This is a genomic window from Rossellomorea sp. YZS02 (assembly GCF_033963925.1).
In the GTDB taxonomy this organism is placed as follows: domain Bacteria; phylum Bacillota; class Bacilli; order Bacillales; family Bacillaceae_B; genus Rossellomorea.
In genome coordinates this window covers 105,080-119,217 of record NZ_JAXBLY010000001.1, presented here as the reverse complement: position 1 = coordinate 119,217, position 14,138 = coordinate 105,080, and the positions used below count along the sequence as shown (strand labels likewise).

Sequence of the window (14,138 nt, the reverse complement as noted above, 5' to 3'; positions counted from 1 at the left end):
AATGTAGGTAACGATTAACAATTCGGTTGTCAAAAAGACAAGCCTAAAGAGAGGTGCTAAAAATGAGTTCTTTTGACAAAACGATGCGGTTTGATTTTTCAGAGGAGCCGTTCGAACATGATGTGAAGGAAGTGCTCTTACAGGTTCATGATGCTCTGCAGGAAAAAGGGTACAATCCGATCAATCAAATCGTAGGATACTTATTATCTGGAGATCCGGCTTACATTCCCAGACATCAAGATGCCAGAAATATCATCCGCCGTTTGGAACGTGATGAGATCATCGAAGAATTAGTCAAATCGTATTTGAAACAGCACAAAGAGGGATAATAGATGCGTGTAATGGGTTTAGACGTTGGTTCTAAAACAGTCGGAGTCGCCATCAGCGATGAGCTTGGCTGGACAGCTCAAGGAATTGAAACCATAAAAATCGACGAAGATCACGGTGTGTTCCGGATGGATCGAATAAAGGAACTTGCCGAAGAATACCAGGTGGGTACCGTTGTGGTCGGATTGCCTAAAAACATGAATAACACAATCGGTCCACGTGGGGAAGCGTCTAAAGCTTATGGGGAATTGATTCAACAGGAGTTATCCCTTCCCATTAAATATTGGGATGAAAGACTAAGCACGATGGCTGCTGAGAGAGTCCTTTTAGAAGCCGATGTAAGCAGGAAGAAGCGTAAGAAAGTAATCGATAAAATGGCTGCAATGATGATCCTTCAAGGATACTTAGACAGCCAAAAATAATGAGGTGAATGTTCATGGAACACGGAGAAAAACAAATTACAGTAGTTGACGAACAAGGAAATGAGCAATTATGCGAGGTCCTTTTCACATTTGAATCAGATAAATTCAATAAATCTTATGTTCTTTATTATCCACTTGGAGCAGATGAGAACGATGAAGAAGAAATCGAAATTCATGCATCTGCATTCATGGCTGGAGACGAAGGTCAGGAAGGCGAATTAAAGCCGATTGAAACAGAAGAAGAGTGGGACATGATCGAAGAAATGTTAAACACTTTCCTTGACGAAGAAGAAGACGCTGAATAAGCAGAAGATATAGCATAATATAAAGACAGGGACCGCAAAAAGGGACAAAAAATTCACCCTTTTTGCAGGTCCCTGTTTCACTTTGTGCGAAATATTGTATAATAGTGGAGATGATGTCGAATTGCGCATAACGGATAGCCCGCTTTTTTGCTCGAAAGGGGGAAATGAAAGCTTTGGAAGAAAAGAAAAAGATAAAAGAGACACTTATGAAGAAATTGCTTGAAAGACAAGAGGAGGCAAAGGTCATCAGAAAAATAGTAGGTCTTGTCATCCTTTGTCTTGTCATTGTCATAGGGGGAACGGCAATCGGTGGATACCTGTATGTGAATTCCGCCTTGAAACCGGTTGACCCTGAAAATACAAAGCCCGTAAAAGTGGATATACCCATCGGCTCCGGTGTGACTAGTATTGGTAGTATCTTGGAGGATAAAGGAATTGTAAAGAATTCAACGGTCTTTAAGTATTATGTGAAATTCAACAATGAGGCAGGATTCCAGGCAGGTTCATATGATTTGACGCCTTCGATGACCTTGAATGAAATTGTCAACAGCTTAAAGACAGGGAAGGTCATGAGGAAAGCAGAGTTTAAGATTACCATTCCAGAGGGGCTACAATTAGATCAGATCGCAGAGATCATTGCAGAAAAGTCCCCATATAAAAAAGAAGAGATTGAAAAGAAATTAAACGATAAGAAATGGCTCGAGCAATTAAAAGAGGAATATCCGGAATTGATCACAGATGAAATCCTGAACAAAGACATTAAGCGTCCGTTGGAAGGATATCTTTATCCTGCCACGTACCCTTTTTATGAAAAGAAGCCTTCTTTAGACACCATTCTGAAGAAAATGATCGCGCAAACGAATGAAGTACTGGCGCAGTATCAGGAAGCCATGGCGGCAAACGATTATACTCCTCACGAGCTTCTTACGCTCTCCTCCCTGATTGAGGAAGAAGCAACGGAAAAAGCGGACAGAGGGAAAATTTCAAGCGTCTTCTATAATCGCATGGAGGAAGGGATGCCCCTTCAGACAGATCCAACGGTCCTATATGCACTTGGGAAGCATAAAGCAAAAACTGTATACAAGGATTTGGAAGTGGATTCACCTTACAACACGTATCAGGTGAAGGGGCTGCCGCCTGGACCAATTGCGAATGCAGGTGTGTCTTCCATTGAAGCAGCCCTGCAGCCGGAGGATACGGAGTATTATTATTTCCTGGCTGCTTCCAATGGTTCGGTTTATTACTCCGAAACTCTGGATGAGCATAACGAGAAAAAAGCAAAATATATCACCAACAAGAAAGAATAGCTTCAGGAGAAGAGGAAAGAAACATTCGCTTTCCTCTTCTCTATGTGGTAAAATAGTACAAGTTATTTTTATATACGGGCGTTATCTTGATAGTCGTGTGAAGTAGAAAGCTCATTGCAGCTTTCTTCTTTTCATGTTGTCTAAGAAAGAAGCGTTTCCCGAACCCATTTATGATCATGATCGTGAGGCTAATATATGAATGAACAAGTGATTGGCTATATAGAATCAATTGTAAAAGAACGTCCTGCCTTAATTTCAGAGATGGAACAATATGCAGAAGTTCATGGCGTTCCCATCATGGAGCTGGTCGGAATCGAAGCGCTCTTGGGCATGTTACGGATCCAACAGCCAAAGCGCATCCTTGAAATCGGAACAGCTATAGGATATTCATCCCTTAGGATGGCTGAAGCTCTCCCTGAGACGACAGTTGTCACCCTTGAACGGGATGAAGAACGGTTCGAGGCTGCGCAACGTTTCCTCTCCCGATCCAAAGATGGCAATAGAATTGTTACGATTTTCGGTGATGCGCTAGAGCTCTCTGAAGAAGTGGAAAAGCATGGTCCGTTTGATGCCATCTTTATAGATGCTGCCAAGGGTCAGTACCTGAAGTTCTTTGACCTATACTCTGCCATGCTTACAGAGAACGGGGTCGTCTACTCGGATAACGTATTATTCAAAGGTCTGGTTGCCGAGGAACAGGTTGAGCAGAAAAGAATACGGAACATGGTGAAGAAGCTGCAGAATTATAATACCTGGCTGATGAATCATGAACAATTCGATACATCTATTTTACCTGTCGGTGATGGTATCGCCATCAGTAAGAAAAGAGGTGATTCATGATGAAAAAGCCGGAATTACTCGTAACCCCTACAAGCATATCCGACATTGAACCATTGGCAGCTGCAGGAGCCGATGCCTTCATGATCGGTGAACAGAAGTATGGATTGAGACTTGCCGGAGAGTTTTCACTGGAAGACGTTAGTGAAGCGATAACAGTTGCTCACAAACTCAACAAAAAAGTGTATGTGGCGATGAATGCCCTATTTCATAATGATAAAATTCCAGAACTGGATAATTATATTGCTGCTCTTGATGAAGCGGGGGCTGACGGCATCGTATTCGGTGATCCCGCTGTGTTGATGGCTGCACGGGAAGTAGCTCCTAAGATGAAGCTTCATTGGAATACGGAAACGACGGCCACAAACTGGTACACATGCAATTACTGGGGACGAAAAGGCGCTAAACGTGCTGTATTGGCACGGGAATTGAGTATGGAGACAATTCTGGAGATGAAAGAGAATGCAGAGGTCGAAATTGAGGTGCAAATCCACGGAATGACCTGTATGTTCCAATCAAAACGTTCACTGCTCGGTAACTATTTCGAATATCGGGGGAAAACGATGGAAATCGAGAATCGGAAAGAACAGCGAAATATGTTCTTACACGATGAAGAGCGCCATAATAAATACCCAATCTTTGAAGACGAAAACGGCACGCATATCATGAGCCCAAACGATATGTGCATTATTGATGAACTTGGTGAAATGATGGAAGCAGGTGTCGATTCCTTCAAAATTGATGGGGTGATGAAATCCCCTCAATATATTATTGAGATAACAAAACTGTATCGTAAGGCCATAGATTTGTGTGCGGATGATGAAGATCAATATGATGATCAGAAAGACGGGTTTTTAGAAGAAGCGAAAAGCCTGCAACCTGAAAATCGTCCCTTGGATACAGGATTTTTCTTTAAAGAAACCGTGTATTAAGTACACATGAAGATGTCAGAACGGAGGCGTTATGATGACCACGGTTGTAAAAAAGCCCATATCGAAACAGGTGGACGGAAAGCGTGTCATTGTGAAGAAACCTGAATTACTGGCTCCTGCCGGAAATCTGGAAAAATTGAAGATTGCTGTCCATTATGGGGCAGATGCTGTCTATATCGGCGGACAGGAATATGGTTTGCGCTCAAATGCCGGCAATTTCACACTTGATGATATGAAAGAAGGCGTGGAGTTTGCAAAGAAATATGGTGCAAAGATTTATGTGACTACGAATATCTATGCCCATAATGAAAATATGGATGGACTCGAAGAATATCTCCGTGGATTAGAGGAAGCTGGAGTGGCTGGAATCATTGTAGCGGATCCACTGATCATTGAGACTTGCAGGAGAGTGGCACCGAAAGTGGAAGTGCACTTAAGCACACAGCAGTCCCTTTCCAACTGGAAAGCTGTTCAGTTTTGGAAAGAAGAAGGGCTTGATCGTGTTGTGCTTGCCCGTGAAGCCAGTGGAAGAGAAATACAGGAAATGAAAGAAAAGGTGGATATCGAGATTGAAACCTTTATTCATGGAGCCATGTGTATTGCTTATTCAGGACGCTGCACGTTAAGTAACCATATGACGGCCAGGGATTCTAACCGAGGAGGCTGCTGTCAATCATGCCGCTGGGATTATGATTTATATGAATTGAACGGCAGAGAAGAAAATCCTCTTTATAATGAAAATGATGCTCCTTTTGCCATGAGCCCGAAAGATTTGAAGCTCGTTGAATCCATACCGGGAATGATCGAATTGGGAATTGACAGTTTGAAGATTGAGGGACGCATGAAGTCCATTCACTATGTGGCCACTGTCGTAAGTGTGTACCGCAAAGTGATTGATGAATATTGTAAAGATCCAGACAACTTCGTCATTCAACAAGAATGGCTGGAGGAGCTGGAGAAATGTGCGAATCGTGACACTGCCCCGGCATTTTTTGAGGGGGTACCTGGATTCAAGGAGCAGATGTTCGGGGTCCATAACAAGAAGAACACAAATTATGAATTTGTCGGTCTTGTGTTAGACTACAATGAAGAAACTCAAATCGTCACACTGCAGCAACGGAACCATTTTAAGACCGGACAGGAAGTGGAATTTTTCGGTCCTGAAATCTCCAACTTTACTCAGGTAATAGAAGAAATGTGGGATGAGCGGGGTAATGAACTCAAAGTAGCCCGTCACCCGTTACAAATTGTGAAATTCAAGGTTCATCAGAGAGTATATCCTGATAACATGATGCGAAAGGAGAACACCTAATACTTATGAAGCAGAAACCCGTTGTGATCGGTGTAGCAGGAGGATCAGGCTCTGGTAAAACAAGTGTCACCAAAGCCATTTATGAGCAATTTCAAGGTCATTCAATTTTAATGCTGCAACAGGATTATTATTATAAAGATCAGTCCAATTTACCATTTGAGGAACGTTTGAAAACGAATTACGATCATCCGCTAGCCTTTGATAATGATCTATTGATTCAGCATCTGCACGGCCTGTTAGATCATCAATCCGTCAATAAACCGGTATATGATTATAAAATGCACACCCGTTCCGAGGACACGATTCTAGTTGAACCGAAGGATGTTATTATTTTAGAAGGAATTTTAGTATTAGAAGATGAAAGATTGCGTAACTTAATGGATATTAAGTTATATGTAGATACAGATGCAGATCTCAGAATCATCAGAAGAATGCTCCGCGATATTAAAGAGCGCGGCCGTTCTATCGATTCCGTCATCGATCAATACATTACAGTCGTTCGTCCGATGCACAATCAATTCATTGAACCGACAAAGAGATATGCCGATGTGATCATCCCTGAAGGCGGTCATAATCACGTGGCGATCGATTTAATGGTAACAAAAATTCAAACAATTCTTGAACAAAAGTCATTTTTGTAATACGATAGCATAGATAAAGACATATAGGCGAGATTACATTTTCCCACATTGTAAAGAAGCAGGGAATGGAGTGAGAAGAGATTCTCCCTCCATTCCCTCCCTTTACATACGTAGCACATTTACATATAGAGTACGGGAAAGCTCTTAGAGAGAAAAGGAGTGAAGAGGGTCATGAGTACAGAAAAAGTATTTCCTATGACAGCAGAAGGTAAAGAAAAGTTAGAAAAAGAACTGGAGAATTTGAAAACGGTTAAACGTAAAGAGGTCGTTGAGCGCATCAAAATTGCCCGCAGCTTCGGAGATTTATCCGAGAACTCTGAGTACGACGCAGCAAAAGATGAACAAGCATTCGTCGAAGGTCGTATTTCCACATTAGAAAATATGATTCGCAACGCGAAAATCATTCAAGAAGATGACATGAATTCAGATACAGTACAATTAGGTAAAAAAGTGACATTCGTGGAACTGCCTGATGGAGATAAAGAAACATATACAATTGTAGGTAGTGCAGAAGCGGATCCATTTGAAGGAAAGATTTCAAATGATTCACCGATCGCGAAAAGCCTTCTTGGCCATAAAGTAGGCGCAGAAGTGAATGTTCAGACTCCAGGCGGGGAAATGAGCGTTAAGATTGTAGAAGTAAGCTGATTTTGTTTAGAAGGGGCTCACAATGTGAGTCTCTTCTTTTTTTGTGTGCAAAAAGATTATTTCATAGGAATCTCGTCAACAATGGGGACGAGGTGACAAAATGAAACGGAAGCGGATCAGAATTCTCAGTATCGTATTATTACTGGCTCTCCTTGCCCTTTCAGGTAGATTGATGCAATTGCAATTATTCCAGACAGAATCATATTCCAGTCATAAAATCAATCTGCTCGAGGAGAGTGTAGCTCAACGGACGCAAGCATTGGTGATCGATGAAGGAAGGGGGGAATTCCTTGATCGGAACGGAACCCCCCTGACCTTTACAGAAAAAAATGTCCTTGTTCTATTCCCCTTCCTTAAACAAATGGAATGGCCGGTGGAAAAAGTGGCAGCCGTTCTCCACGTACCTCCGGAAACGATTCAAACGAAGGTGGAGCAAGCAAAAGGACCGATCGTTTTTGGTGGAAAAGAGCCATTTAGCCTTTCGGAAGAGCAGGTGAAGGAAATCAATTCTCTTAAAATCCAGGGAGTGTTCGCCCTTACGAAGAAGTTTAAGAGCGACGTTGTGCCTGCTTCACAGCTGATCGGGGTCACGGGAGAAAACACAGAGGAATTTCACAAGCGGTATCCAGAAAGAGTGAAGGGAGCGAACCAGCAGATCGGGGTCTCAGGACTTCAAGAGAACTTCGATGAGTGGCTGGTTGCGGAAGAAGAAGCAAAGCTGATATACCATGTGGATGCCAGGGGGGGCCCGTTATTTGGTGTAGATGTAAAGTATCTGGCCCCTGCCAATCCATTTTACCCTTTGAACGTGAAAACGACGATCGATGAGAAGATGCAGCTTGCCCTGGAAGAAGTGGCGGATACATATCATATCGAGAAGGGTGGGCTCTTACTTCTTGATATTGAAAAAAGTGAAATACTCGCCAGTGTTTCAAAACCTGCCATGAAGAACAGGGATCCCTTCAGTGGGGGAGCGACAAACTACATGCTGAAAGCGCTGATTCCGGGTTCTGTATTTAAGACCGTAGTGGCGGCTGCGGCCCTGGATGAGGGGATCGTGGATGAACGCAGGTTATTTCCTTGTGATGAGGGCATCAATGGCCGACCGGCAGAAAAGCCACACGGCAACATCAACATCAAAACAAGCATCGCAGTCAGCTGTAACCGGACGTTTGCGGACCTGGCAAAAGAACTTACTGAGAAAGATGATCATATCCTCGATGAATATGCCGGAAAAATTGGGCTGATCGGTGACATTGCCTGGAAAGGTGACGTCTTTCATTACGGAAGCTTTCCTCAGCTCCAGGTGAGTGAAGGAAGGATCTTCTCGTCAGATGGGGACCGGGGTGAACCTAAACTTGTTTCTCAGACAGGCATTGGACAACAGGAGGTCCGCGTCACCCCACTCGGCATTGCCAATATGATGGCCACCATTGCGAGGGGCGGAGAGAAGTTTCAGGTGAGCGCCGTATCAGAAGTACAGTATCAAAATGGGACCGCCATGTTTTCGTTTCCTAAGCAGAAGATCGAGGGAGAGACAATCACCCCCTTTACAGCCATGAAGCTTCAGCAATATTTAAGGGGAGTGGTCAATTCTCCAGAAGGAACGGCACCATACTTGCAGACCGCCGCTTATACGATCGCCGGGAAAACCGGGACAGCACAAACAGGGAAATACAGGGGAGAAGAGGTGAAGGCGAACGAATTATATAATAAATGGTTCGCTGGCTACTTTCCCTTCGAAAACCCAAAATACGCCCTTGTTGCCGTCAATATGGATGTGACCATCGGCGAAGGGGGGATCTACCCTATCTTCAAAGACAGCGTCGATGCCATTTACCGCCTTGATCATCAGTAAAAAGGTATTTCTGTGACCTTTTTCCCTTTGTCGCCCGGCTGGATAATGTTTCGCTTTATTCTTTTCCTCTTATCATGTTAAAATGTGTAGGATAATAGGGAGGGAACAAAATGGCGAAATACCAATCTCGATTAGACAAGCGATCCAAAAAGAATACAAATAAAATTTTAAACATAATGATTGCAGTAGTACTTCTATTGATTGTCGTTGTCGGAGGCACCATCGTATTCGGCGGCGGTGGCGATGAAAAAGCGACGACGGACGCTCCGAAGAATTCAGAAACCAAGGATGCCAAAAGCGATAAAAGCGCAAAAGAAAAACAAGACAGCGATAAATCCGTGTCTATGGAAGAAAATAGCGATACTGAGGATAAAGCAGACGAAGAACAAAAAGAAAATGACAAAAAGAAAGAGGATGAACAAAAGAAGGACGAAACCTCTGTTGACAATAATGAAAGTGTCGCTCTGGACGACAGTAAGATGAAAGTCGAGGAAGGCGATGGAGATAATGTGGAGAAAACCATGGTTCATCCCGACTGGAAGCCGATTGGGACTGAACAGTCCGGTGACCACGTATCTTCCTATGAAACCGGCACAACCGACTGGCAGGAAAAAATCAAGGCCGTATCGTATGCAACGGGCATTTCTGAAGACAATATGACCGTTTGGTGGATGGAAGGAAACGGCGGACCACAGAAATCCATGGCTACCGTGACAGCCAAAGATATAAAGACGCCTTACCGCGTATATCTGCAGTGGGTCGACGGAAAAGGATGGCAGCCGACGAAAGTACAGGAGTTAAAGGAAAATGATAAAGACTGATGATTAGAGGGTCCTGAGGGGCTCTCTTTTTTTTTGTAGTTGGATCGGTAAATTTTTTACAAATAAAGGTAATCGGCTGGATTCATTGCAGGATCGGCTGGTTTTTCACTGAAACCGGCTGGATTATGGATGTTCTACGCCAGATTTTTTGCATAAACCGCTGGATTCAGCACCATTTCGGCTGGATTCCTCCAAGCCAAGATGAATATTCAATATTCTGCACATGATTCCTATCCGATAAATACAAAAAAGGCCCTCCCAACTTCGAAGGGTCTTTTTCCATCAATCATTTCTTTACTTTAAAATGCACCATCGCGCTGTATAATCTTCTCCCGTTCTCATCGATGGAAACCGCATGATCCACATGATGGACCGAGAGCATGATGGCTTTATTATGCTGAATCTGTTCATCTACCTTTTTCTCCAATGTCCGTAAATTGTCTGCTTCAAAAAATTCCACTTTATCTTCAATTAAATCAAATGAAATATTCATGGGGGACCTCCTTCTTATCCTTGATCTGGATGGGTTGCCCCTTTATTTTAGAGCCCTTTCTCCCTTTTGACAAATAAAATTTGTTGAATAAGTCAGGAGAATATGATAATTTAATAACAGTTTTAATTTTAATTCATAGTATGTTTATAGGAATTATAAACTTAATGTTGCAGAGGTGCTTAACCATGGGTAGAGAATTTTTGGATCTGTTTCAGGATTGGGCAGATTCCTATGATGATACAGTAACCGGGAAAGACGTGGAATACCAAGCAGTGTTTGAACAGTATGACAGGATTCTTGATGAAGTGGTTTCCAGATCCAAAGGCAGAGTCGTTGAATTTGGTCCGGGTACGGGGAATCTTACGAAGAGATTGCTGGATGCGGGCTTTGAGGTCATTCCATATGAACCGTCTCCTGAAATGAGAGCGGTCGGTATGCAGAAGCTAGGGAAAGATGTGACGTTCAGAGATGGCGATTTCCTTGATTTTTCTTTAGAAGGGCATGTCGATTCCATCGTAAGTTCATATGCGTTTCACCATTTAACCGATAAAGAAAAGGGAAAAGCTTTCAGCATCTATGGAAAGCTTCTAGGACAAGGTGGTAAAATAGTATTTGCTGATACAATGTTTGAAACGGATCAGCATTATCAAGCCGCCATATCCCAAGCATTAAAAAAAGAGTATTCCAATCTGGCTGAAGATTTAAAAAGGGAATATTACACCACCTTACATGTATTAAGGGAGTTATTGACCCAGAATGGATTTTCAGTTGCGTTTCATCAAGTGAATACGTTCGTGTGGATCATGGAGGCGACTAAAAAGTAGAAAGAGGTATTAACCAATGAAAATCGCCATCATCGGAGCAATGGAAGAAGAAGTAGCCTTATTAAGAGAGAACATTTCAAGCCCTGCAGTAGAAACGATCGCAGGGTGTGAATATACAAGTGGTACCATGAACGACAAAGAAGTGATTTTACTTCGTTCCGGAATCGGAAAAGTGAATGCAGCGATGTCGACAGCTGTTCTATTGCAGCACTTCAAACCGGATTTCATCATCAACACTGGGTCAGCAGGAGGATTCGATCCTTCGCTAAATGTAGGTGATGTTGTCATTTCAACTGAAGTAAGACATCATGATGTGGATGTAACAGCTTTTGGGTATGAATATGGTCAGGTTCCTCAGCTTCCTGCAGCGTTTACGGCAGACGAGAAGTTGAAGCAAACGGCCATCGACAGCGTGAGGGAGTTAGGGGACGTACAGGTGGTTTCTGGCTTGATTGCTACTGGAGACTCTTTTATGAATGATCCCAAGCGAGTGGAAGCGATCCGTGATAAGTTCACCGGCCTGCAGGCAGTGGAAATGGAAGCGGCAGCCATCGCACAAGTGGCACATCAATTCGGGGTCCCATTTGTCATCATTCGATCTCTATCGGATATTGCCGGTAAGGAATCGGATGTTTCCTTTGATCAATATTTAGAAAAGGCAGCACTTCACTCTGCGAAAATGGTCATGAGCATTGTAAAGTCTGTTTAATACAAGGATCATACAGCTGACCCAGGCACCTTTTCCCTCATCGATGGATACCGGACGTGTTCAAGAGCCGTTAATTCAACCGTTATGAGAACGAATTGGTACATGGGTCTGTTTTTGGTTAAAGGGGGATTGAAGACATGGACGTTTATAAGAGTGTACACGACCTGATAGGAAATACACCGATCGTTGAACTGACACATTTCCCGCTGAAGAAAGGTGTCCGCCTTTTTGCCAAGCTGGAGTTTTTTAACCCTGGAGGCAGCGTAAAGGATCGATTGGGACTGGAGTTATTAAAGACGGCCGTCGCGAGCGGTAAGATTATGCCCGGGGGGACCTTCATTGAACCAACGGCAGGAAATACAGGGATCGGCCTGGCATTGGCTGCAGTGAACTCAGGTTACAAAGTCATATTCTGCATACCGGAAAAATTCAGTATGGAAAAACAGGAGCTTATGAAGGCGCTGGGTGCGACGATCGTTCATACCCCTACTGAAGAAGGCATGAAGGGTGCCATCGCGAAAGCCGCCGAATTGGTGAATGAAATCCCTAACTCGTATTCCCCGCAGCAATTTGGAAATGTTGCCAATCCGAATACGTATTACAAAACGTTGGGTCCTGAAATCTGGCAGCAGATGGACGGGAACATTCATACCTTTGTCGCCGGTGCAGGGACAGGCGGAACCTTTATGGGGACTGCCCGCTATCTTAAAGAAATGAAGGAGACGATTAAAACAGTGATCGTTGAACCTGAAGGATCGATCCTGAATGGGGGAGAATCAGGACCTCATAAAACAGAAGGTATCGGGATGGAGTTCCTGCCTGAATATATGGATTCAAGTTATTTTAACAGCATCCATACCGTCACTGATGTAGATGCCTTCACAAGGGTAAAGGAACTTGCATTATTAGAAGGGCTGCTCGTAGGCAGTTCTTCCGGGGCTGCCCTGCATGCAGCGTTACTGGAAGCAGAAAAGGCTGAACCGGGTCATCATATCGTCACAATTTTCCCGGATTCAAGTGAGAGATATTTAAGTAAGAAAATATATCAAGGAGGAATCTAATCATGAAAAAGAAAACACAATTAATTCACGGTGGTATCCCGACAGATCCTCAAACTGGTGCCGTATCTACTCCCATTTATCAGGTGAGTACGTATAAGCAGGATGAAGTAGGAAAGCATAAAGGCTTCGAATATTCCCGTTCAGGAAATCCTACCCGCCACGCTTTGGAAGAGCTTATCAAAGATCTGGAAGGCGGAGAGAAAGGATTTGCATTTGGATCAGGAATGGCGGCCATCACGGCAGTCATGATGATGTTCAATAGCGGAGATCATATCGTGATGACGGATGATGTATACGGTGGCACGTACCGTGTCATGACCAAAGTGTTAAACCGCATTGGAATTCAATCCACATTTGTTGATTCAAGTGATATCAGCAATATCGAAAAAGCGATTCAATCGAATACTAAGGCTGTATACATCGAAACACCTACCAATCCACTATTGAAAATCACCGATATCGAGGCAGCAGCTTCATTAGCCAAGAAACACAATCTATTGACCATCGTAGATAATACGTTCAGCACTCCATATTGGCAAAACCCGATCAGCCTGGGAGCCGACATTGTCCTTCACAGTGCTACAAAATATATCGGCGGACACAGTGACGTTGTGGCAGGTCTGGTTGTGGTGAACTCACAAGAGCTTGCGGAAGAATTATTCTTTGTACAGAATTCCACAGGAGGGGTTCTCGGTCCACAGGATTCGTGGTTATTAATTCGTGGTATCAAAACATTGGGACTTCGAATGGAAGAACATGAAGAAAATACAAAGAAGATCGTCGAGTTTCTTTCTTCTCATCCGAAAGTATCAAAGGTATATTACCCAGGATTAGAAACCCATCCGAATCATGCCATTGCTAAAAAGCAGGCATCAGGATTTGGTGGCATGGTTTCCTTTGATGTAGGAAGCGAAGAAAATGCCGACAGACTATTAACCAATACGAAATTCTTTACATTGGCAGAAAGCCTTGGTGCTGTAGAAAGTCTTATTTCCGTTCCTGCCCGCATGACTCATGCCTCCATTCCGGCAGAACGTCGTAATGAACTCGGAATCACTGATGGTCTTGTTAGGATCTCTGTCGGCCTTGAAGATGTAGAGGACTTGATAGAAGACATCAACAACGCCCTTTCCAAGTAAAGGAACCAGTGGAAGAACTGGTATCAATTACATGACAGACTCCGTGCATTCATATGTTACCATAGAATGAGAGTTTACTAGTTCTAAAGTAGGTGAATGCAAATGGATAACAAAAAGACCATTCAACATAAGATCATTGACTTCAAGCGATTTGGTTTTACGTTACTTGCACTTAGTGTCTTTATGTATTTAGGCGTCATCATTCCAACAGTAGCGGCCACACCAGGTAAAATGGTCCCCCTCATGACAGGGACCGTTGTTTTACTCGGGCTGTCACTATACTTCTTTACAAAAGCAATCAAATATAAAAAAGATCTGCAGTCAGCGGATGAATAGATAAGAAAAGCGGATTCTCAAATGAGGGTCCGCTTTTCTACTTTGTTAGTGAATGTGGAAATTTGTAGAAAAAATAATAAAGAAAAGAGTTTACTTTCATGTGAGAATTGGATATACTAACCAATGTAAGGAAAAAATCTCAAAAGGGAGGTCGAAGAAAATGTTC

The 14,138-nt window shown here is 43.2% G+C and carries 17 protein-coding genes; 16 read left to right on the top strand and 1 reads right to left on the bottom strand.

The features are described 5' to 3' along the window. The first annotated feature begins 62 nt into the window (after positions 1-62). The 11 genes from SLH55_RS00620 (at position 63) to SLH55_RS00570 (ending at position 9,410) form a co-directional block, all read left to right on the top strand. Complete coding sequence (locus tag SLH55_RS00620; protein ID WP_034757362.1) at positions 63-329, top strand: IreB family regulatory phosphoprotein; 267 nt, start codon at positions 63-65, stop codon at positions 327-329. 3 nt (positions 330-332) lie between these two features. Continuing rightward, entirely contained in the window at positions 333-749 is a 417-nt protein-coding gene (gene ruvX / locus SLH55_RS00615) for a Holliday junction resolvase RuvX (RefSeq protein WP_219166880.1), read from the top strand. Positions 750-763: 14 nt separating this feature from the next. Next, positions 764-1,054: a DUF1292 domain-containing protein gene (locus tag SLH55_RS00610; RefSeq protein ID WP_098439785.1), complete on the top strand. Its 291-nt coding sequence runs from the start codon at positions 764-766 to the stop codon at positions 1,052-1,054. 164 nt (positions 1,055-1,218) lie between these two features. Beyond that, positions 1,219-2,361, top strand: a complete 1,143-nt coding sequence (mltG, locus tag SLH55_RS00605) for an endolytic transglycosylase MltG (RefSeq protein WP_219166881.1) — start codon at positions 1,219-1,221, stop codon at positions 2,359-2,361. A 195-nt stretch (positions 2,362-2,556) separates the two neighbouring features. Beyond that, positions 2,557-3,201 (top strand): O-methyltransferase, encoded by a 645-nt coding sequence (locus SLH55_RS00600; RefSeq protein WP_219166882.1) that lies wholly within the window; start codon positions 2,557-2,559, stop codon positions 3,199-3,201. Next, positions 3,201-4,130: a peptidase U32 family protein gene (locus SLH55_RS00595; protein WP_219166927.1), complete on the top strand. Its 930-nt coding sequence runs from the start codon at positions 3,201-3,203 to the stop codon at positions 4,128-4,130. The genes SLH55_RS00600 and SLH55_RS00595 overlap by 1 nt, the downstream gene beginning before the upstream one ends. A 34-nt stretch (positions 4,131-4,164) precedes the next feature. Continuing rightward, positions 4,165-5,442, top strand: coding sequence for a peptidase U32 family protein (locus SLH55_RS00590; protein WP_219166883.1), 1,278 nt, complete (start codon positions 4,165-4,167; stop codon positions 5,440-5,442). A gap of 5 nt (positions 5,443-5,447) precedes the next feature. Then, positions 5,448-6,083 (top strand): uridine kinase, encoded by a 636-nt coding sequence (gene udk / locus SLH55_RS00585; RefSeq protein WP_219166884.1) that lies wholly within the window; start codon positions 5,448-5,450, stop codon positions 6,081-6,083. Between the two features lie 171 nt (positions 6,084-6,254). Next, positions 6,255-6,731, top strand: coding sequence for a transcription elongation factor GreA (gene greA / locus SLH55_RS00580; RefSeq protein WP_034760526.1), 477 nt, complete (start codon positions 6,255-6,257; stop codon positions 6,729-6,731). A 100-nt stretch (positions 6,732-6,831) separates the two neighbouring features. Then, positions 6,832-8,589: a peptidoglycan D,D-transpeptidase FtsI family protein gene (locus SLH55_RS00575; RefSeq protein ID WP_320322280.1), complete on the top strand. Its 1,758-nt coding sequence runs from the start codon at positions 6,832-6,834 to the stop codon at positions 8,587-8,589. Between the two features lie 110 nt (positions 8,590-8,699). Then, complete coding sequence (locus SLH55_RS00570; protein WP_320322279.1) at positions 8,700-9,410, top strand: YrrS family protein; 711 nt, start codon at positions 8,700-8,702, stop codon at positions 9,408-9,410. Positions 9,411-9,696: 286 nt separating this feature from the next. Here the strand turns inward: SLH55_RS00570 and SLH55_RS00565 are convergent, their stop codons facing one another. Further along, positions 9,697-9,903 (bottom strand): DUF2536 family protein, encoded by a 207-nt coding sequence (locus tag SLH55_RS00565; RefSeq protein ID WP_206850163.1) that lies wholly within the window; start codon positions 9,901-9,903, stop codon positions 9,697-9,699. Between the two features lie 185 nt (positions 9,904-10,088). On the opposite strand from SLH55_RS00565, the gene SLH55_RS00560 reads away from it, so the two are divergent. The 5 genes from SLH55_RS00560 (at position 10,089) to SLH55_RS00540 (ending at position 13,972) form a co-directional block, all read left to right on the top strand. Further along, positions 10,089-10,727, top strand: coding sequence for a class I SAM-dependent methyltransferase (locus tag SLH55_RS00560; protein WP_320322278.1), 639 nt, complete (start codon positions 10,089-10,091; stop codon positions 10,725-10,727). Positions 10,728-10,743: 16 nt separating this feature from the next. Further along, positions 10,744-11,436 carry a 5'-methylthioadenosine/S-adenosylhomocysteine nucleosidase gene (gene mtnN, locus SLH55_RS00555; RefSeq protein WP_320322277.1) on the top strand — a complete coding sequence of 231 codons (693 nt, stop codon included), beginning with the start codon at positions 10,744-10,746 and terminating at the stop codon, positions 11,434-11,436. A gap of 137 nt (positions 11,437-11,573) precedes the next feature. After that, a complete protein-coding gene (locus SLH55_RS00550; protein ID WP_320322276.1) occupies positions 11,574-12,497 on the top strand; it encodes a cysteine synthase family protein in 924 nt (307 codons plus the stop codon). Between the two features lie 2 nt (positions 12,498-12,499). Continuing rightward, positions 12,500-13,636: a bifunctional cystathionine gamma-lyase/homocysteine desulfhydrase gene (locus SLH55_RS00545; protein ID WP_219166890.1), complete on the top strand. Its 1,137-nt coding sequence runs from the start codon at positions 12,500-12,502 to the stop codon at positions 13,634-13,636. Between the two features lie 102 nt (positions 13,637-13,738). Further along, positions 13,739-13,972, top strand: coding sequence for a YrhC family protein (locus tag SLH55_RS00540; RefSeq protein WP_219166891.1), 234 nt, complete (start codon positions 13,739-13,741; stop codon positions 13,970-13,972). Positions 13,973-14,138 lie beyond the last annotated feature (166 nt).